We start from the raw sequence: 19,707 nt of genomic DNA, 5'->3' as shown, positions 1-19,707 counted from the left end.
TGTTTCAGCAGACGCTCGCCGGACGCTCCTTGAACTTCGCCGCGGCGGCTTCGGCGCCGCGCGCGAGCATCACCATGTCGACCGCCACGGCGACGAACAGCGCGCCAAGCGCCAGGCATTCCCTGGCGCGCGCCTCGTCGACCATCAGGATGCCGGGCGCCTTTCCGCAGGCGGCAACGCGCCGGATGGCCCTGTCGATCTCGGCACGGACCGCGGGATGCGCCGGCTGGCCCGGATACCCCAGGCTCGCGGCGAGGTCCGCAGGGCCGATGAACACGCCGTCCACGCCGTCGACGCCGGCGATGGCTTCCAGGTTCTCCAGCGCCTGCGCGGTTTCCACCTGGACCAGCAGGCAGATGTCGTCGCCGCACTGCTGCATGTAGTCGCGGGTGCGCCCGAAGCGCGTGGCGCGCACCGTGGCGCCGCCGACGCCGCGAATGCCGAGCGGCGGATAGCGGACCGCCCGGACCGCGGCCGCCGCTTCCTCCGCCGTCTGCACATAGGGAACGAGCAGCGTCTGCGCGCCGATGTCGAGGAAGCGCTTGATCAGCACATGGTCGTTCCAGGCCGGCCTTACCACCGCGGCAGTCTTGCGGTCCGGATCGGCGGCCACGGCCTGGAGCTGTTGCAGCACCATCGGCACGTCGTTGGGCGCATGCTCGGTATCCAGCATGATCCAGTCGAATCCCGCGCCGGCGAGGATCTCCGCGGTATAGTGGTTCGCCAGCGCCGACCAGATGCCGATCTGCGGTCGTCCCGCGCGCAGCGCCTGCTTGAAATGATTGGCGGCAATCGCCATTGCGGTGCTCCCCGAAGTCAACTGAAGTAGCACGAGACCGTGCCGAAGTCGCCATAGTCGGCGATGATCGTGTCGCCCTTCGCGACCTCCAGCGGGCGGATGAACGAGCCGGCGAGAATCACCTGGCCGGGCGCGAGCGCCACGCCGTAGCGGTGGAGCCGGTTGGCGAGCCACGCCACGCCATAGCCGGGATGATTGAGCACCCCGGCCGCCAGGCCGGTTTCCTCCACTTCGCCGTTCTTGCTGACGATGGCGCCGATGCGGCGCAGGTCGACGTCCTGCACGGCGGGGCGGAACGGGCGCCCGCCGAGCACGAGCGCCGCGTTGGCGGCGTTGTCGGAAATGGTGTCGAGCACGGTGCGCGTGCGCTGCGTCTGCGGGTCCACGCGCTGGATGCGCGCGTCCAGGATCTCCAGCGCCGGCGTGATGTAGGCGGTGGCGTCCAGCACGTCGAACAGCGTGCAGTCCGGGCCGGACAGCGGCTTGTCCAGCACGAACGCCAGCTCCGCCTCGATGCGCAGCTGCATGAAGCGCTCCGAAGGAATCGCCGCGCCGTCGCGGTAGAACATGTCGTCGAGAAGCACGCCGAAATCCGGCTCGCCGATGTTGACCGCCCGCTGCATGGCCTTGGAGGTCAGGCCGATCTTGTGTCCCTTGATGGTGCGGCCGTTCTCCTGCTTGAGGGCCATCCAGGCGTGCTGGATGGCGTAGGCGTCCTCTATGCGCATCTCGGGATAGTCGAGCGAGAACTGGCGGCAGGGCACGCGCGTGCGCTCCGCCTGTTCGAGCCGCAGCGCGGCGTCCTTGAGCTGCCCGGGCGTCATGGCCGCACCTCCTCGGCGCGCACGACGTTGGAGAGCACGCCGACGCCGGCGACCTCGACCTCGACCACGTCGCCCGCGACCAGGAAGCGCGGCGGGTCGAAGCGCACGCCGGCGCCGATCGGCGTGCCGGTGGCGATGATGTCGCCGGGATTGAGCGTGGCGAACTGCGACAGGTAGGCGATCAGCGCGTCGAACGGGAACATCAGGTTCGCCGTGGTGTCGTCCTGGCGCACTTCGCCGTTGACCCGGGTCGTCAGCCGGATGTCGCCGAAGTCCGGGAATTCGTCCGCGGTGACGATCCACGGGCCGATCGCGCCGGAAGCGTCGAAGTTCTTGCCCTGCGTCACGTTGAACTTGCCGTGGTGCAGCCAGTCGCGGATGGTGCCCTCGTTGATGCAGGTCAGGCCCGCGACATGGGCGCGCGCCTCCGGCCTGGCGATGCGGCGCCCGGTCTTGCCGATGACGATGCCGATCTCGCCTTCGTAGTCGAGCTGCTTCGATTCCGGCGGCAGCAGCAGGGATTGCCCGTGACCGGCGAGCGAGGCCGGCGCGCGCATGAAGACGCTCGGATACCTGGGCAGGTCGCTGTTGTCCTTGTACTCCGCGTTGCGGTGCGCGTAGTTGACGCCGATGCAGAAGATCTTCTCGGGGTCCGGCACCGGCGGCAGCAGCTGCACCGACGACAGCCGGTGGTCGATGCGCGCTTCGGCCGCGGCTTGCCTGGCGCGCGCGAGCAGGGGTTCGCCGCCCGCGAGCAGTGCCTTGACCGAGTGGATGCCGGGCAGGCGGCGCGCGAGGTCGACCACGCCCGCGGCGGCGCCTTCGCCGACCACGGCGCCCCAGGAAATGCCGGCGTCCACGCTGAACGTTGCGAGTTTCATGCTTCGAATCCGAAGAAGTTGGCGGGATTGTCCACAAGGATCTTGTGGCGCACGGCGGCGTCCGGCGCGAAGCGATACAGCAGCTCCAGCAGCTCGCCCTCGTTCGGCGGCTGCTTGACGGAAACCGGATGGGGCCAGTCGCTGCCCCAGACGCAGCGGTCGGGTGCGGCCTCGATCAGCCTCTGGGCGAGCGGCACCACGTCGTCCCAGGGCGCGCCTGCGCGGGAGATCTTCTCGCTGAGCGAGAGCATGACCCAGTAGTTGCCGCGCGCGAGCCGCTCCAGGACGGCGGCGAGCGTCGGGTCCGCATCGCCCCTGGCGGGATCGGCGCGCCCCATGTGGTCGAGCAGGATCGGCACGTCGAGCTTGTCGTAGGCGGCCAGTTGCGCGGCGATGCCATCGGGCTCCGGCTGGAGCTTGACGTACCAGCCCAGCTCCCTGATGCGCGCGAAGGCCTTGTCCTGTTCGGCCGCGCTCATGCTGATGCCGAGCCCGGCCCGCGTAAAGCGCGCGCCGCGCACGCCGGCGTCGTGCAGCCGCGCCAGATAGGCGTCGTCGCATTCGGTCAGCACGGCGGCGTTGGCGCATCCGAGGTAGGTGCGCGGTCCGGTGGCGGGGTTGAGATGCGCCAGCGCGTCCAGCACGACGGCGTGGTCGGCGCCGTAGGTGGTCGCCTGCACGATGACGCCGCGGCCGATGCCGAGCGTGCGATGCAGCCGCTGGGCAACCTGCCATGTCGCGCTCGGCATCTCGTAGGCCGCGCCGGGCCGCACCGGAAAGCGCTCGCGCGGGCCGAACACGTGGAACTGGCTGTCGCAACTGCGCGCGGGCGGCAGCGGCACGGGCGCGCGCGGATTCGGATCGAAGGGAAGATAGTCTGGCATGTCTGCTGGGTGGAAATGTGGGCCGGCTTCGGTGAAGAAGCCATCTTTGTCGAACTGGCCTGGCGCGCGCCACGCGCTCACGTGGCCATGCGCTCATGCGCTCATGCGCTCATGCGCTCACGCAATGTAGGCCGTGAAGTCGCATTCGATCAGCTTTCCCATGTCGAGGTCGGCTTGCATCGTGTGCCGCGCCGGGCGCGATTCCGGATCGGGGAACATCTCCAGCCAGGGCTTGTTGAGTGCCGGGCGCTGGTTGCGGTCCTGCATCCAGACCGTGAGCTTGACGATGTCGCCGGTGGTGCCGCCGGCCGCCTCGACGATGCGCCTGACGTTGGCCAGCATGTACTCGCATTGCGCCTCGATGGTCTGCGCCGGTTTCCCCGTGGCCGGATCGTTGCCCTGGATGCTCCCGCTCATGAGCAGCGGGCCGATGCGGCAGCCGGCGGGAATCGGGTTCTTGTGGCTGAACCCGGCCACGTAGATGCTGGCGCGGCGCGCCGGGGAGGCCGGCGCTTCCGCACTCATTCCGCGGTGATGTTGGCTTGCTTGATCAGCGGTGTCCATCGCTTGTCCTCATTGGTCAGGAATTGCTTGAATTGCTCCGGCGTGCTGCCGCGCGCTTGCGCGCCCAGCGCTTCGAACTTGCCCTGCACGTCCTTGTCGGCAAGGATCTGCCGCAGCGCGCCGGACAGTTTCTGCACGATGTCCTGCGGCGTGCCGGCCGGCGCGAGCAGGCCGGTGAAGGTTTCCACCGTCATGTCGGGGAAGCCGGATTCCTGGAAGGTCGGCACGTTGGGCAACTGCGGCAGGCGCTTCGCGGAGCCCACGGCGAGGGCGCGCGTGCGGCCCTGCTGGATGAAAGGCAGCGCGACGGAAAGCTGGTCGAAGTTGAACTGGACCTGGCCGCCGAGCAGGTCGGTCGTCGCCGGCGCGTTGCCCTTGTAGTGCACGGTGATCCAGTGCGCGCCGGTCTTGTGCTGCAGGTATTCGCTCGCCAGGTGGTTCTGCGTGCCGGCGCCGGGCGAGGCCATCGTCAGGTCGTTGCCGGGCTTCCGGGCGGCGGCGATCAGCTCGCCGACGGTCTTGAACGGCACCGCGTTGTTGACCTGCAGGATCACGGGCGTGAACGACACCGAGCTGACGGGAATGAAGTCCTTCTTCCAGTCGTAGTTGTTCTTCCTGTAGATCATGGGCGAGAACAGGATCGGGCCGTTGGCGCCCAGGAACAGCGTATAGCCGTCGGGCCGCGCTCTCGCCACCGCTTCCGCGGCGATCATGCCGCCGGCGCCGGGCTTGTTGTCGACCAGGAACGGCTGCTTGAAGATCTCCTGCAGTTTCGCGCCGATGATGCGGCCGGCCGAGTCCACGTTGCCGCCCGGCGGATAGGGCACCACCACGCGGACCGGCTTGTCCGGCCATGCCTGCGCCAGTATCGGTGAAGCGAGGGAAGCCAGGATTGCGGCAACGGCGGCCCTGGCCGCGCTGCGCGCAAATTGCGCTTTGGTCATAGTGTCTCCGTTATGTCATCTGTTTGCCGGACGCTTCGATCCGGCCTGTGACAGCCTCACTTTACAAATCGGAGCGGATCTGCTGCAATGCAAAAACACCCAGATAGTCCATAAAGTGGACTATCGACGCATTGCGGGTTTCCGGCGCCACGGCCGCGTGGGCAGAATGGCCCCATTCCAACCCGAATGCAGGAGACAAGATGCAAGTCCTCGCCGAATCGCTCTCGCCGGAAGCCACCTACCGATTGATGAGCGGGGTCGTCGTGCCCCGCCCCATTGCCTGGATCACCTCGCAATCGCCCGCGGGCGTGGTCAACCTCGCGCCTTTCTCGTGCTTCACGTTCGTCTCGAACAAGCCGCCGCTGATCGGCGTCAACATCGGGCGCAAGGCCGGCGTGCGCAAGGACACCGGAGCCAACATCCACGCGAGCGGCGAGTTCGTGATCAACATCGGCGATGCCACGCAACTGCAGGCGATCCACCAGAGCAGCGAGGAACATCCCGCCGACGTGAGCGAGGTCGAAGTCCTCGGCCTGGCCACCGCGGCTTCCACCCTCGTTCGCACGCCGCGCCTGGCCGACGTTCCCGTCAGCATGGAATGCAGGCTGGAGCGCGTCATCGCGTTCGGCGAGACCGGCGCCGAATTCGTCGTCGGCGAGGTCCTGGCGTTTCATATCCGCGACGACCTGTACCAGGACGGCAAGGTCGACACGCGCGGGCTGAATCCGGTGTGCCGCATCGGCGGCCCCAACTACGCGAGCCTGGGCGAGATCGTGACGCTGCGCGCGGTGGCGCAGACGGCGAAGTCGGTCATGAGCGGGAATGGCCAGGCGGGCTAGCGCGGCGGCATCGGCGGCCGTGGCAACCGGCGACGGCGGCAACCGGAACATGGAGATCGAGGTGGTCGACGTGGCGGAGAAGGGCAGGGGCTCCGAGGGAGCGCAGAGCATCCGCCGCGCGCTTGCCATCCTGCGGATCGTCGCCGCGGGGCAGGAACGCGGCGTGCGCCTGATCGACGTGGTGACGAGCACGGGACTGAGCCAGCCCACCGTCCACCGGATTCTGCGCGTGCTGATCGAAGAGGGCGCGGCCGAGCAGAATCCGAAGACACGCCGCTACGCGATCGGCAACGAAGTCACGCTGCTGGGGCTGGCCCGCGTGGCCCGCTTTCCGCTGCGCGCGGCGGCCGAGCCATATCTGCAATACCTGAGCGAGACCCTGGGCGACACCATCTTCCTGACGATCGCGAACGGCGACGACTCCGTCTGCATCGGACGCTGGCCGGGCAGCTATCCGGTCAAGGTGCTGTCGATCGACGTCGGCGCGCGGCGCCCGCTCGGCGCCGGCGTAAGCGGGCTGGTGCTGCTGTCGTCCCGGACGGATAGCGAGATTCAGGCCGTCGTCCAGCGCAACGCGAGGCGGCTGGCCGCCCTGAAGGTCGATCCCGCCGCGCTGATCGAGCGCGCGCACGAGGTCCGCGAACAGGGCTACAGCTATACCGCCAAGGGCGTGGTGCAAGGTTCGAGAGCGGTAGCCGTGCCGGTCTACGACGGCACCGGCGCCGTCGTCGCCGGGATCGCACTGGCCACCATCACGGCGCGCCTGCCCGCCAGCCGGCTCTCGCCGGTGATTCAGGAAATGCAGAAGCAGGCGGAACTGCTGCGGCAACGCATCGCGGAGATCGGGCGCTCGCGCATCTGAGCCGCGCTCCGGCCACGGAAGATCACGGAAGATGCTGGCCGGCATCGCGGGCGGGCTGGCGGTCTCGACGGCGCGCGGCGGGGCTGGCGGCGGCTGGTTTTCACGAACCGCCGAACCAGTTGTAGCTCTGGTCCACCCAATACCCGCCCGGATAGGTATTGGTCACGAACAGTTCCATGATGTGCTTGGGGTTCTTGTAGCCGAGCTTGGTCGGCATCCGCAGCTTCATCGGGTAGCCATACTTGGGCGGCAGGCGCTCGCCGTCGTAGGTGAAGGTCAGCAGGGTCTGCGGATGCAGCGCCGTGGCCATGTCGATGCTTTCGTAATAGTCGTCCGCGCATCTGAAGCCCACGTATTTCGCCGTGGTGTCCGCGCCGATGCGCCGGAGAAAGCCCGCGAACGGCGTGCCGCCCCAGCGCCCGATGGCGCTCCAGCCCTCCACGCAGATATGCCGGGTGATCTGCTCGGCCTTGGGCAATGCGTAGAGCGCGTCGAGCGTCCAGTTGCGCTTGTCCTGCACCAGGCCGCCGACCTTGAGCCGGAAGTCGTCGCCGTTCACCACGGTCACTTCGTCGATGCCGTAGAACGCATTGAACGGAAACGGGCGCGTGATCTGCGCTTCGGTGTAGGTGGGCGCAAGCCGGTTCGGGTCGAACAGCCAGCCCTGCACCTTATCGTTGACGCGCGAGACGCGCGTGAGGAAGGTCTCGACCGATGCCTCGTCGCTCAGGCTGCAGCCGGTGAGCATGGCGAGGCCGCCGAGCGTGAGGAGGCGCTTGCCGAACAGCCGGCGCGCGGGCTGGTCGAGTTCGCGGCGCACGTCGATGATCAGCGACGCGCGGTCGATCGCCGCGCGCTTCGGCCCTGGAGGTTTCGGGTTCACGGTTCGGGCTCCTGTGTCCTGGGTGGCGATGCGGTGATGCGGTGATGGGGCGATGGGACGATGTGGCGATGTGGCGATGGGGCGTCAGCGTCCGCGAATCATCGTCAGCAGGCTGCGCGGCACCAGCGCCACCATCACCAGATGCACGACGACGAAGGCGGCCAGCAGCGACATGGCGCAGAAATGGACCACGCGCGCGAAGTCGTAGCCGCCCATGAGCTCGCGCAGCAGCGGAAACTGCACCGGCTTCCAGATCGCGATGCCCGACAGCACCAGCACGAGCAGCACGGCCATCACGAACAGGTAGGCCAGCTTCTGCACCGCGTTGTACCGGCTCGGGTCGGCGTGGGAGAGATGGCCCTTCAGCGCGGCCGCCAGATCGCGCAGCACGGCACGCGGCGTCACCGGAAAGAACTTCCTGGCGAGCCGTCCCGTGACGATGTTCATGGCCAGGTAGAACAGCCCGTTGAAGAACAGCAGCCACATGGCCGCGAAGTGCCATTGCAGCGCGCCGCCGAGCCAGCCGCCCAGGGTGATGCCGTCTGCAAAGCGAAAGCCCGGAAAAACCGGCGAAGCGTTGTAGATGCGCCAGCCTGACAGCAGCATCACCACTGCGGCCAGCGCGTTGAGCCAGTGCGCAATGCGCACCCAGCCGGGCTGGATCACGTGCGGGGCGGAGGGCGGGGCGATCGCGTGAGGAGCGGTTTCCATCTCGGTCTCCAGAGTCCGGGCACCGCGCGAGGCCTGTCCCCGCGGCACCCGGTCCAGCCTGTTGGTCCTGCCTTACTTGCCGGCGCCGCCGGACATGGCGTCGCCGTCCTTGCCCATCTTGTCGTGCGGCTTCGACTTGCCCATCTTGTCCTTGTGCATGGCGTCCTTCGACATCGCGTCCTTGGCCATGCCATCCTTCGACATGGCATCCTTGGACATCGCGTCCTTCGACATGCCTTCCTTGGCCATCGCGTCCTTGGCCATTGAGCCGCCGGTCTGGGCGAATGCCGGGGCGCCGCCCATCAGGAAGGCGGCGGAAAACACGGCGATTGCGATCTTGTTCATTCGTAACTCCTCATTGTGGTGACATCGGCCGGGACTGCCCCGGCCTCCGGAACGTCGTGCCGGCCAAAGGGGGTGGCCGGGGCCAGATTCACACGCTGTCGTGTGCGTCTGAAAGGGAATTCGCCGCCGGCGCGCGGGCGGTTACAGCCGGCGGAAATTTTTTCGCGGGCACGCCGTCCGGCCATTTCCTGGTGAAGCGCCTCGCACCACACACGACGGCAAGTGCGGCGTAGAATTCGGGCAAATCAACCGGCCCGGTGTAACCAACGCGAGCGATGGACCGAACTACAGACCAGGGAGCACTGCAAAGGCGCGAGGCGCACCTGCAGTCTCTCTTCGCGAACGGTTTGGCGGGAGATCAGGCCGCCTACGCGCGCTTCCTGGCCGAGCTGGCCACGTTGCTGCGCGGTTATCTGCGCAACCGGCTGCGGCGGCAGCCCGAAGACGTCGAGGATCTGACCCAGGAGGTCCTGCTGGCCGTGCACAACGCACGGCACACTTACCTGCCGGGCCAGCCGCTGACGGCGTGGGTGCACGCCATCGCGCGCTACAAGCTGGCGGACCACTTCCGCGCGCACGCGCGCCACGACGCGCTGAACGATCCGCTGGACGAAGCGCACGACCTGCTGGCCGCCCCCGATCTCGAGCCGGCGCAGGCCCGGCGGGACCTGAACGTGCTGCTCGACGCGCTGCCCGACAAGCAGCGCCTGCCGATCGTGCACGTCAAGCTGGAGGGGCTCTCGGTCAGCGAGGCCGCGCGCATGACCGGCTTGTCGGAGTCGGCGGTGAAGGTGGGGGTGCACCGCGGGCTGAAGGTGCTCGCGGCGAAGATGCGAGGAACGCGATGAAAACGGACGACCTGATTTCCATGCTCGCCACCGGCGCCACGCCGGTGGAGCGGCACCCGCTCGCGCGCCGCTTCGGCACCGCGATCGCCGCGGGCGCCGCGATGGCGGCCGTCCTGGTCGCCGCCACGCTCCACGTTCGCGCCGACCTTGCCGAGGTCGCGGCCACGCCGCTGTTCTGGGCGAAGGTGGCGCTGCCGTTCTCGCTGCTGCTGGGCGCGCTGTGGATGGCCACCCGGCTGGCGCGGCCCGGCGTGGCGCCGGGCGCCAGCTGGCTCGGCATCGGCGTGCCGTTCGCGTCGATCTGGCTGGCCGCGCTGTACGTGGCCGCGCGGACGCCGGACGGCGAGCGGATGGCGGCGGCATTGGGGCAGACCTGGCGGGTCTGCCCGTTCAACATCGTCATGCTGTCCGTGCCGGTGTTCATCGCCGTGTTCTGGGCGCTGCGCGGCCTGGCCCCGACGCGGCTGGCGCTGACCGGCGCCGTGGGCGGCCTGCTGTCCGGCGCGGTGGCCACGCTGGCCTACTGCCTGCACTGTCCCGAGATGGGCGTGGCGTTCTGGAGCGTCTGGTACGTGCTCGGCATGCTGCTGCCCACGGCGATCGGCGCGCTGCTCGGGCCGCGGTTGCTGCGCTGGTGAGCCGGCGGCGGCGCCGGCCGGGCGCTGTCGGGCTTTGCGCAGATCATCGCATCGCATGACGGCCGCCGGCGTGGCGGGAAGCGGATACCGCTAAGATATGGATGTTCTTGGCAAGGTATCCGCACATGACTACGTTAGCCGGCCGCCCCAACACAGCAGTCATCGTCATCGGTCTCGGCGGGGTCGTCGATCCGTCGACGCCGATTTCGCGCTCCGCGCTTCCTGACGCGAAGGCGTGACGACCGCATGACGGCTTCCGATTCCACCCCCCAACCCCCCGCCATCGGCCTCGGCAGCGCGGCGCGCGACCTCTATCGCGCGCTCTGGCGCCACGCGCACGGCGTCCGGGCCCACATGCTCGGCGCGGCCGGCCTGCTGTCGGCGGCGCAGTTGCTGCGGCTGACCATGCCGTGGCTGGCGGCGCAGGCGATCAACGCGCTGCAGCGGGACAGCATGGAGACGGCCGGGCGCTGGATCCTCTACCTCATCGGCATCTATCTGTTGTCGTGGCTGCTCCACGGCCCGGGCCGGGTGCTGGAGCGCAACGTTGGCGTGCGCGTGCGCGAGCGGCTGGCCGACCAGCTTTATGCGCGCATCGCGGCGGCGCCGCTGGCGTGGCGCGACGGCCGCCATTCGGGCGAGCTGCAGCACCGCGTGGTGCAGTCCAGCCGGGCGCTGTCCGACTTCGCGCAGAACCAGTTCGGCTACCTGCAGAGCGCCTTCAACTTCGTCGGCCCGCTGGTCGCGCTGGCCTTGCTGTCGCGCACCAGCGGCGTGATCGCGGTGAGCGGCTACATGGTCATCGCGCTTATCATCCTGCGCTTCGACCGCGCGCTGATGCAGCTAGCGCGCGCCGAGAACGACGCGGAGCGCCACTATGCCGCCGCGCTGCTCGACCTCATCGGCAATGCCGGCACCGTGATCGGCCTGCGGCTGCAAGCCGCCTCGCGCAAGCTGCTGGACCGCCGCATGGCGGCGGTGATGGCGCCGCTGCGCCGCGCGGTCATGGTCAACGAAGGCAAGTGGTTTACCGTGGACCTGCTCGGCATGGGGCTGACCTGGATCCTGGTGGTGGTCTACGTGCTGCAGTCGCGCCAGCCGGGGCAGGCGGTGCTGCTGGGCACGATCTTCATGATCTACCAGTACGCGCAGCAGGCCGCGTCGGTGGTCGGGGCGATGGCTTCGAACTTCCAGAGCTTCGCGCGCATGCACACCGACTATGGCAGCGCCGGGCCGATCTGGGAAGTGCGCTGCGATCCGGATGCGCCGGTGCCCGCCGTGGTGCCCGACGCGCCCTGGCACACGCTGGAGCTGCATGGTGCCAGCTGGCGCCACGGCGACGACGCGCGCGGCGGACTGCATGGCATCGACCTGCTGCTGCGGCGTGGCGCGCGCGTCGCGCTCATCGGCCCGAGCGGCGGCGGCAAGAGCACGCTGCTGCGTTTGCTCGCCGGCCTCTACCGCCCGCAGCACGGCGAACTCCGGCGCGACGGCGCGGCCCAGGACTGGACCGAACTGCGCACGCTCGCCACGCTGATCCCGCAGGAAGCCGAAGTGTTCGAGGCCAGCGTGCGGGAGAATCTCACCTTCGGCGAGCCGGCCGACGCGGCGGCGCTGGACGCCGCGGTACACACGGGCGTGTTCGACGAGGTGCTGCAGCGCCTTCCCGAGGGCTTCGCCAGCGCGCTCAGCGAGCGCGGCGCCAACCTCTCCGGCGGCCAGCGGCAGCGGCTGGCACTGGCCCGCGGCGCGCTGGCGGCGCAGGGAAGTTCGCTGCTGCTGCTCGACGAGCCGACCAGCGCGCTCGACCCGCAGGCCGAAGGCCGGGTGTTCGACCGCATGTTCGCCGCGTTCCCGGCGGCATGCATCGTGGCTTCGGTGCATCGGCCGGGCTTGCTCGCGCGGTTCGACACGATTGTCGTGGTGGAGGCCGGGCGCGTGGTCGATGCGGGGCCGCGGGACGAGGTGCTTGCCAGGCGCGCGGGATGACTGGCAGGACAAGCGGGATGCGCATTGGGCGCGGCCCGGTCATCCACACCGCATCAAGCGCGCATCTGGACATCCTGTACTGACATCACGTGGAGCGGCGGGGCCGCAATCCATGCCGGAACCGAACGTCCCCGCGTATGTTCCGCTCAGTAAGCCAGCCGCGCCTGGATGTACACCATGCGGGGCGCGCCGACCATGCGGCCGCCGTTGGTGTCGACATTGCGCGAGTAATAGCGCCGGTCGAACAGGTTGTTGATGCCGAAGGCGAGGTCGCTGCCTTTCCTGCCCGGGATCTTGTAGTTCACCTGCGCGTTCCACACGCTGAAGCCTGGCACCCGGCCATTGGTTGCGTCGGCCGATTCCTGCACGGTGTTGGCCGTGTCGGCGTATTGGCTGCTCTGCACCGTGGCAAACACGTTGAGCGCCCAGTTCTGCCTGGTGTAGCGTCCGCCCCATGTCGCCGTCTGGCGCGAGTAGAACGGCACGTCCTTGCCGTCGAAGTCGCCCGACTTCTGAATCGCGCGCACATAGGTGTAGTTGGCGTACAGGTTCAGGCCGGCGAGAAGACTCGCCTTGTCGAAGTCGTAGTCGATGGCGAATTCCACGCCGTTGTGGTTCGTCGCGCCCAGGTTGCGGAACACGGCGGGGTTGGTGCCGGGAATCGAGAGGATCTGGTTGTCGAAGCGCAGGTCGAAGGCCGTCAGTTCGGAGTGGACCTGTTCGCCGGCGAAGCGCGCGCCGACCTCCACCGTCTTGGCGACTTCCGGCTTCAGCGGATTCGCCGCCGACATCGAGTTCAACTGCGTGTACTGCACGGCGCCGAACGACGTGCTGTACGAGGTGTAGAGCGTGAGCTTGTCGTTGACCAGGTAGGCGACGTTCAACGAGGGCAGCCCACGGCTATTGCCGACGTCGAAGGGGGTGTCGTTGGTGGTCCCGCTCGGTTGCCGGTCGCTGCTGATTTTCTCGTAGCGGATGCCGGGCGTGACGCGCCAGCGCCCGTAGGCGATCCGGTCGTCCAGATAGACCGAGTGCGCGTTGGTCCCGTTGTCGAAGACCTGCGACGGACCGACCTGGAGCCCGGTGGCCAGCGACGTGGCGTAGCGCGTGTCGGTGCCGCTCTCGTGGATATAGCGGTAGCCGACCGTGAAGTCGTGCGTGGTGGGGCCGAACTGCAGGCGCTGCGTGTAGCGCGGCTCGATGCCCAGCACCTGGTTGTCGCGCGGCTGGAAGTCGTTGCGGCCCTGGTCCGGGTTGATCAGGGAGCTCTTGCGCGAGCTCTCGTAGTAGTAGCTGCGGATCTCGAATTCCTGCGTGTCGGAGATCGAGTTGACGTAGCCGATGTCGACCTGGTCGCGCTTGCCCCGCCAGGAGTCGGTGGGGTGGGTATTCTGGAACGGATTCTGCCGGTACTGCGCCGCGGTCAGGCCGCCCGGCGTCATCGACTTGACGTCGTAGTGCGAGAGCTTGCCGTAGACCTCGGAGGTCGGGCTGATGGCGTAGCGCCATTTCAGTGCCACGTCGTTGTAGTTGTCGTGGCTGCCGTCCCGCCACTGCTCGCCGTCCAGGCCCGAATAGAGCAGCGCCACGCCGAAGCCGTTGTCCATCTGCGTGCCGGCGAACGCGCTGTACTGCTTGTTGGATCCGCCGTGGCTGTAGATGTTGTAGCGCGCGGACCCGTCCGCGGTCAGGCCCGGCGCGTTCGGAATCGCGCGGGTCTTGAAGTTGATGATGCCGCCGACGTTCTGCGGGCCGTAGCGCACGGCGCCGCCGCCGCGGACGACGTCGATCGAGTCGAGATTCCCCATGCTGACCGGCGACATGACCAGGTTGGGCTGGCCGTAGGGCGCCATGGCCAGGGGAATGCCGTCGATCAGCATGGTGGAGCGGAACGAGTTGCGGGGGTTCAACCCGCGAATCCCGACGTGCAGGCCGACCGAGCTGCCGGTGGCGCTGGTGCTGCCGCTGATTTGCACGCCCGGGATGCGGCGCAGCACATCGGAGATGTTCGACGCGCCGCTGTTGACGATCTCATCGCGTTTCACCAGCGTGCGGGCGCCGCCGAACGTCTGCACGCTGTTTTCCAGGCCGGTGCCAAGCCAGTCGCCGCTGACGGTGATGCCTTCGAGGGTGGAGACATCGGATTGGGGATTGGCCTCGGCGGCCGCCTGCGCGCGGGCGGCTCCGTTTGCCGGAGCCTGGCCGGCCTGGATCACGAAGCCTTCGCGAGCTTGCGGTACGGCCCGCAGGCCGGTGCCCGCCAACAGCGCCGCCAGGCCCTCGGCCGCCGTGTACCGGCCCTGCACGCCCTTCGTGGTCAAGCGCGCCGCATCCTCGGGGCGGAAAGACACCGTGACGCCGGCGTCCCTGGCGAATGCCGAGAGCGCGTCCGCGAGCGGGCCGGCGGCAATCCGATAGTCCCGGGTTTCCTGCGCGGCGGCCTGCGCATGCGCCTGCGGCGCGTGCATCGCGGTACCGGCCGTGATGCAGGCTGCAATTGCCGTCAGCGCGAAACGCCCGACGGTCTTTTTCCTGACGCGGCGTGCTCCGGCTGCGCTCCCAATGGCTTCAAAATGCGACGGCACCACTTCGTTTCCTCTCTGTGTACTTCGTTGACGCCCTGTATGCCGAACGACCGGGGCAAAAGGGGACACGAAGTCGGGCAGGAAACGAAAAAAAATCCGGGCGTCCTCCCGCTCACCGGGTATTGGATGTCACCGTGACCCAGTACGCGGTGCGTCGGACGATCCGCACGGGAAGCGTCTCGCCGATGATGTCGAGGATGTGGTCGGTATCCCCGAGCACGAACATGCCGGAGACCCGGAGGCCCGCCACCTCCGGCTCGCAGCGCAGGATCCCCGGGCGGTAGCGCGCCAGCTCCCGCAGGAAGGCGTCGAGCCGCGCGTTGTCCGCCTGCAGCATGCCTTTGGTCCAGCTTGGCGCGGCGGCGGACGGCTGGCCGGGAGGCTGCCGCGGGGACTCCGCCGCTTCGAAGGCCTGGTCCGAGAAGACGACGGTTTCACCGGCGCCGACGATCCTGCGCGAGCCGCTCGACTTCAACGTGATTTCGACGCGATGCTCCAGCACGGTCAACGCGGTCACGTCCTTGTCGCCCTGCGCCAGTTCCCTCACCACGAACCGCGTGCCCAGCGCGCGCAGGCGGCCCTGCCTGGTTTCCACCAGAAACGGCCGTGACGGGCTTCGGATATCGGCGGCGGTCTCTATATAGATCTCTCCTTGCCGCAATTGCAGCACGCGAGCCTCGTCGGAATAGCGCACCGCGATGTCGGTCGAGGTATTGAGCTGCACCAGGCTGCGATCGGCCAGGGCGACGCGCCGGTTCTCGCCCACGGCCGCGCGGTAGACGTCGCCGGTTTCGCCGCGCCACAGGCTGGCGCCCAGCCATCCGGCCGGCGCCACCACGCCCAGGATCGCGAGCGTCTTCACCACGGCACGCCGGTTGACCGTGCCCTGGCGCGTGAGGACGGGCACGCCGAGCGCGGGAGATACCGCCCCGAACTTCGCGCTCAGCTTTTCGGCGCGCTCCCAGGCCCGTTCGTGATCCGGGCTGGCGCGGCGCCAGCGTTCAAACGCTTCATGGTCCGCGGGACCCGCTTCCCCGGAATGGAGGCGCACCAGCCAGCCCGCGGCCTCGCGAATGACGGCAGGGTCCAGCGCGGTGGTGGAATCGGGGGTGGGCACGGCAGGTCAGCGCATCAAGTCAGCACATCAGGGTCAGGCACAACGTGAAGCCCTGCGCCATGTAGCGCTTGACGGTGCGGTCGCTCAGCCTGGTGCGATCGGCGATCTGCTTGTAGGTGAGGCCCTCGAGCTGCGACAGCACGAAGACCTCGCGGGCCTTGGGGGCCAGCTCGGCGAGCATGGCGTCCAGATGCTGCAGCTCTTGCTGCATGGATACCAGATTCTCGGGGGACACGGCCATTTCGACGGGCAGCGCGGCCAGCGCTTCCAGCCAGGCTTCCTCGAGGGAGCGCCGGCGCCAGTGGTCGTTCAGCAAGCCGCGGGCGATGGTGGTCAGGAAGGCGCGCGGCTCGCCGATGCCGGGGACTTCGTCCGGCCGGCGGAGCAACCGCAGGAAGGTGTCGTGCGCCAGGTCCACGGCTTCGTCGCGGCAATCGAGCCGGCGGCGCAACCATTGGCAAAGCCAGTCATGGTTGTTCTCGTACAGAACTCGAATGGTGGTGGACATGGTCGTTGACCGGAGACACGGTGCTGAGCGCTGGATAATATCGAGAATTGTTCTTATTTGCAATACGGGGCCGGGGCGATTTGCTGGGACGATTCGGAGCGCTGCCCCGTGCTGGCCGCTCCCCGGCATGGTCGGAGCGGCACTCACCCCATCTGATGATATTTACATATTGACATATCTCAATATGTAAATTAGAGTGAAAACACAGCGCATATGGATGGCGCTAGCTTCCTGGGCCCGGAACGGCAGAGCAGTCGGGGCCCTGTTCTCAAACTTCTGGAGGTACGCAGTGCAAACCTTGAAAGACATTCCGCCGAGCTATGTTCCGGACCGCAGCTATGGCCTGTTCATCGACAATCAGTGGGTTGATGGTGCAACGGGCGAGACGCTGGATAGCATCAATCCTGCCAACGGTGAGTTCCTTACCCGGATTCCGAACGCGTCCGCGGAAGATGTGGATCGTGCCGTGAAGGCAGCCACCCGTGCATTCCGCACGTGGCGTACAACCACAGCGATCGAGCGTTCCACCGCGCTGCTGAAGATCGCCGACCTGCTCGAGGCGGATGCCGAGCGTTTCGCCACGCTCGAAACGCTCGATGTGGGCAAGCCCATCCGTGAAAGCCGGGCTATCGATGTGCCGCTCGCCATCGATCATTTCCGATACTTCGCTGGCGTCATCCGAAGCCATTCGGACGAAGCGGTGATGCTCGATGAGAAGACGCTCAGCATTGTGCTGAGCGAGCCGCTAGGCGTTGTAGGGCAAGTCATTCCATGGAACTTTCCCCTTCTGATGGCGGCCTGGAAGATTGCTCCGGCAATTGCGATGGGCAACACCGTTGTGATCAAGCCGTCCGAGATGACGCCCGTCACCATCCTTGAACTGGCAAAGATCTTTGCCAAGGTGCTACCCGCGGGCGTCGTGAACATCGTGACGGGTACGGGTGTTTCGGCCGGCCAGCCGCTGCTCGACCATCCCGACATCGGGAAGCTGGCGTTCACTGGCTCGACCCGTATCGGCGAGGCCGTTGCCGTCGCGGCTGCAAAGAAGATCATTCCCGCCACGCTGGAGCTGGGAGGGAAATCCGCCAACATCGTGTTCCCCGATGCGAACTGGGACAAGGCTGTGGAAGGCGCCGCGCTCGCGATTCTCTGGAACCAGGGCCAGGTCTGCGAATCTGGCGCCCGCCTGTTCGTTCATGCGTCGATCTACGAGCGGTTCCTCGAAGAGCTGAAGGAGAAGTTCCGGGCAGTGCGTGTCGGCGATCCGATGTCGCCGGAGACGCAAATGGGTGCTCAGGTCAGCAAGACGCAGATGGAGCGAATTCTCGGCTACATCGATATCGCCCAGGCTGAAGGTGCCCGCGTGCTCGTTGGCGGCGGCCGGCTCGTCGGTGGTGACCATGACGCCGGATATTTCATTCAACCCACCATCCTGGTGGACGTGCGAAACGACATGCGCGTTGCGTACGAGGAGATCTTTGGACCGGTTCTTTGCGTCATCCCGTTCAAGGATGAAGCAGAAGTCATCGCCATGGCGAACGATTCCGAGTACGGGCTGGCGGGGGGTGTCTGGACACAAGACCTCAACCGTGCGCTGCGGGTTGCCCGCGCCGTGGAAACCGGGCGGATGTGGGTGAATACCTATCATGACATTCCTGCTCACGCGCCGTTCGGTGGCTACAAGAAGTCCGGTCTGGGGCGCGAGACGCACAAGTCCATGCTGGAGGCGTACAGCCAGAAGAAGAACATCCTCGTGAGTCTGAGCGAGACGCCGCACGGTCTGTTCTAGGCAACGATGCTTTTCGACCCTAAACATCTATTATTCTCAATATCTAGGAATGTGAAAATGAAAGCTACCTCACTGTTTTCCGCGACCAGCCTGGGGCCATACAGGCTGAAGAACCGGATCGTGCTCCCGCCGCTGACGCGCTCGCGGAGCACGCAACCGGGCAATATTCCCAACGATCTGATGGCGACCTACTACCGTCAGCGCGCCGGGGCTGGTTTCATGGTCACGGAGGGTACGCAGATCGAACCTCGCGGCCAGGGCTATGCCTGGACGCCAGGCATCCATAGTCCCGCGCAGGTTGAGGGATGGCGGAAGGTCACCAAGGCGGTTCACGACGAGGGCGGCGTCATTTTTGCGCAGTTGTGGCACGTCGGACGGGTTTCGCACACCTCGCTGCAGCCGGGCGGCGAAGCGCCTGTGGCACCATCGGCCATTCCGGCCCAACAGGTCAGTGTTTTCATCGAAACCGGCCCCGGGGCAGGCACTCTGGCGCCGCCTTCCGAGCCGCGTGCCCTGACCACCGCGGAAGTCAGGGAGCTGGTCCAGCTCTATGCGCAAGCCGCCCGCAATGCCCTGGAGGCGGGGTTTGACGGTGTCGAACTCCATTGCGCCAACGGATATCTGGTCAACCAGTTCATCTCCGCGCATAGCAACAAGCGTGATGATGAATATGGCGGCTCGCTGGAGAACCGTCTGCGGTTCCTGCGCGAGATCGTGACGGCCGTTGCGGAAGTGGTCGGCAAGAATCGACTGGGCGTGCGGTTCGCGCCGTTGTTCGAAAGCACGGACGAAGATCGCGTTTACCTGGGTCTTGTCGAAGCGGATCCGCATACCACGTACATCGAAGCCATCAAGCTCCTGGAGCAATCGGGCATTGCCTATCTGTCGATTGCCGAGGCCGATTGGAACAACGCTCCTGACCTGCCAGAAGACTTTCGGCGAGCAGTCCGCGAGACGTTCAGCGGTCGCATCTTCTACGCGGGCCGATATACCGCCGAACGCGGTGTGCGCCTGTTGGATGCCGGTCTCGCGGATCTCATCGCTTTCGGTCGCCCATTCATCGCCAACCCGGACCTGCCGGCACGCATCGCGAACAACTGGCCGCTGAATCCGGTAGATCCCGGCACCATGTACGGAGGCACGGAGAAGGGCTACACGAGCTATCCGACCTATCAGGAGTAAGAGCCGGGTCCTTGTCCTGCATCAGGGCAAGGACCCGATTGGGTTCGGGTCGGACCTCGAGCCATAGCCGCTTTTCGTGGAGACGTGGCGCCAAGAAGTTCGTAGGCAATCTGGTGAGGCGTACAAATCTTTCCTGCAATCGTTCGACATCGATCTTGATACTTCGCCATCGTTGCCGCCGTTACCGATGCATTTGGGATATAGGCCCGGAGCGGAATATGTTTTCGAATTGCCGGAGGCGTTTCGGAGCGTCGGCGTGGATCGTATTATGTTGAGTTTAAAGTACGGTCGCCGGCCCGCGGGTGAGGTCATGGAAAAAAATGGTGCAAAAATCCTGACCCGATTCCATAAGTCATTTTGAAATTGTTAATGATGACAGGATGTGATGCATCGTTTGCGCGGGCAAGGAGCTTGGCATTCTCATCCCGTGAGGCGGTTGCAGGTTACTATCGCATTGCGATCATCAGCCGACATCGGGGCCGACAACGCGAGCATTGGGTAACGGTCGCTTCTGG

The 19,707-nt window shown here is 66.8% G+C and carries 19 protein-coding genes; 7 read left to right on the top strand and 12 right to left on the bottom strand.

The features are described from left to right. Positions 1–4: 4 nt before the first annotated feature. From K206_RS0101825 to K206_RS0101800, 6 genes are all read right to left on the bottom strand, one after another. Positions 5–799: an aldolase/citrate lyase family protein gene (locus tag K206_RS0101825; protein WP_020200699.1), complete on the bottom strand. Its 795-nt coding sequence runs from the start codon at positions 797–799 to the stop codon at positions 5–7. Positions 800–816: 17 nt separating this feature from the next. Continuing rightward, positions 817–1,623 (bottom strand): 2-oxo-hept-4-ene-1,7-dioate hydratase, encoded by an 807-nt coding sequence (gene hpaH, locus K206_RS0101820; RefSeq protein WP_020200698.1) that lies wholly within the window; start codon positions 1,621–1,623, stop codon positions 817–819. Further along, positions 1,620–2,504, bottom strand: a complete 885-nt coding sequence (locus tag K206_RS0101815) for a fumarylacetoacetate hydrolase family protein (protein ID WP_020200697.1) — start codon at positions 2,502–2,504, stop codon at positions 1,620–1,622. The genes hpaH and K206_RS0101815 overlap by 4 nt, the downstream gene beginning before the upstream one ends. Continuing rightward, positions 2,501–3,388, bottom strand: a complete 888-nt coding sequence (locus tag K206_RS0101810; RefSeq protein ID WP_020423628.1) for an amidohydrolase — start codon at positions 3,386–3,388, stop codon at positions 2,501–2,503. Before K206_RS0101810 ends, K206_RS0101815 begins: the two co-directional genes overlap by 4 nt. Positions 3,389–3,505: 117 nt before the next feature. After that, a complete protein-coding gene (locus K206_RS0101805) occupies positions 3,506–3,913 on the bottom strand; it encodes a RidA family protein (protein ID WP_020200695.1) in 408 nt (135 codons plus the stop codon). After that, positions 3,910–4,896 (bottom strand): tripartite tricarboxylate transporter substrate binding protein, encoded by a 987-nt coding sequence (locus tag K206_RS0101800; RefSeq protein ID WP_020200694.1) that lies wholly within the window; start codon positions 4,894–4,896, stop codon positions 3,910–3,912. The genes K206_RS0101805 and K206_RS0101800 overlap by 4 nt, the downstream gene beginning before the upstream one ends. A 200-nt stretch (positions 4,897–5,096) precedes the next feature. Between K206_RS0101800 and K206_RS0101795 the strand changes: the two genes are divergently transcribed. Both K206_RS0101795 and K206_RS0101790 read left to right on the top strand, forming a co-directional pair. Continuing rightward, positions 5,097–5,735 (top strand): flavin reductase family protein, encoded by a 639-nt coding sequence (locus K206_RS0101795; protein WP_020200693.1) that lies wholly within the window; start codon positions 5,097–5,099, stop codon positions 5,733–5,735. Between the two features lie 49 nt (positions 5,736–5,784). Further along, positions 5,785–6,597 (top strand): IclR family transcriptional regulator, encoded by an 813-nt coding sequence (locus tag K206_RS0101790; protein ID WP_196812829.1) that lies wholly within the window; start codon positions 5,785–5,787, stop codon positions 6,595–6,597. Positions 6,598–6,697: 100 nt separating this feature from the next. Here K206_RS0101790 and K206_RS0101785 read toward each other — a convergent pair whose 3' ends face one another. From K206_RS0101785 to K206_RS0101775, 3 genes are all read right to left on the bottom strand, one after another. Next, entirely contained in the window at positions 6,698–7,480 is a 783-nt protein-coding gene (locus K206_RS0101785) for a molybdopterin-dependent oxidoreductase (protein ID WP_020200691.1), read from the bottom strand. An 84-nt stretch (positions 7,481–7,564) separates the two neighbouring features. After that, the gene (locus K206_RS0101780; RefSeq protein WP_020200690.1) at positions 7,565–8,191 is read right to left on the bottom strand and encodes a cytochrome b/b6 domain-containing protein; all 627 of its coding nucleotides are present in this window, start codon (positions 8,189–8,191) and stop codon (positions 7,565–7,567) included. A 72-nt stretch (positions 8,192–8,263) separates the two neighbouring features. Continuing rightward, positions 8,264–8,536: a pentapeptide MXKDX repeat protein gene (locus K206_RS0101775; RefSeq protein ID WP_020200689.1), complete on the bottom strand. Its 273-nt coding sequence runs from the start codon at positions 8,534–8,536 to the stop codon at positions 8,264–8,266. Between the two features lie 275 nt (positions 8,537–8,811). Between K206_RS0101775 and K206_RS0101770 the strand changes: the two genes are divergently transcribed. The 3 genes from K206_RS0101770 (at position 8,812) to K206_RS0101760 (ending at position 12,011) form a co-directional block, all read left to right on the top strand. Beyond that, positions 8,812–9,384 carry a sigma-70 family RNA polymerase sigma factor gene (locus K206_RS0101770; RefSeq protein WP_029043116.1) on the top strand — a complete coding sequence of 191 codons (573 nt, stop codon included), beginning with the start codon at positions 8,812–8,814 and terminating at the stop codon, positions 9,382–9,384. After that, a complete protein-coding gene (locus K206_RS0101765) occupies positions 9,381–10,022 on the top strand; it encodes a DUF1109 domain-containing protein (protein ID WP_020200687.1) in 642 nt (213 codons plus the stop codon). The genes K206_RS0101770 and K206_RS0101765 overlap by 4 nt, the downstream gene beginning before the upstream one ends. A 246-nt stretch (positions 10,023–10,268) precedes the next feature. Next, positions 10,269–12,011 (top strand): ABC transporter ATP-binding protein, encoded by a 1,743-nt coding sequence (locus tag K206_RS0101760; protein WP_020200686.1) that lies wholly within the window; start codon positions 10,269–10,271, stop codon positions 12,009–12,011. Positions 12,012–12,157: 146 nt separating this feature from the next. On the opposite strand, the gene K206_RS0101755 is transcribed toward K206_RS0101760, so the two are convergent. The 3 genes from K206_RS0101755 to K206_RS0101745 form a co-directional block, all read right to left on the bottom strand. Next, on the bottom strand, positions 12,158–14,479 hold the full coding sequence (locus tag K206_RS0101755) for a TonB-dependent siderophore receptor (protein ID WP_020200685.1): 2,322 nt from the start codon (positions 14,477–14,479) through the stop codon (positions 12,158–12,160). A gap of 229 nt (positions 14,480–14,708) precedes the next feature. Then, positions 14,709–15,713, bottom strand: a complete 1,005-nt coding sequence (locus K206_RS0101750; protein ID WP_020200684.1) for a DUF4880 domain-containing protein — start codon at positions 15,711–15,713, stop codon at positions 14,709–14,711. Positions 15,714–15,732: 19 nt separating this feature from the next. Continuing rightward, positions 15,733–16,221 carry a sigma-70 family RNA polymerase sigma factor gene (locus tag K206_RS0101745; protein WP_029043115.1) on the bottom strand — a complete coding sequence of 163 codons (489 nt, stop codon included), beginning with the start codon at positions 16,219–16,221 and terminating at the stop codon, positions 15,733–15,735. Positions 16,222–16,510: 289 nt separating this feature from the next. Here K206_RS0101745 and K206_RS0101740 point away from each other — a divergent pair, with 289 nt between their 5' ends. Together K206_RS0101740 and K206_RS0101735 are read left to right on the top strand one after the other, a co-directional pair. After that, positions 16,511–18,010, top strand: a complete 1,500-nt coding sequence (locus K206_RS0101740; protein ID WP_020200682.1) for an aldehyde dehydrogenase family protein — start codon at positions 16,511–16,513, stop codon at positions 18,008–18,010. A gap of 57 nt (positions 18,011–18,067) precedes the next feature. Next, positions 18,068–19,192, top strand: a complete 1,125-nt coding sequence (locus tag K206_RS0101735; RefSeq protein WP_020200681.1) for an alkene reductase — start codon at positions 18,068–18,070, stop codon at positions 19,190–19,192. Positions 19,193–19,707: the final 515 nt, after the last annotated feature.

Origin of the sequence: Cupriavidus sp. WS (assembly GCF_000395345.1) — a bacterium.
Taxonomy (GTDB): domain Bacteria; phylum Pseudomonadota; class Gammaproteobacteria; order Burkholderiales; family Burkholderiaceae; genus Cupriavidus; species Cupriavidus basilensis_B.
This window is presented reverse-complemented; position numbering and strand designations above follow the sequence as displayed.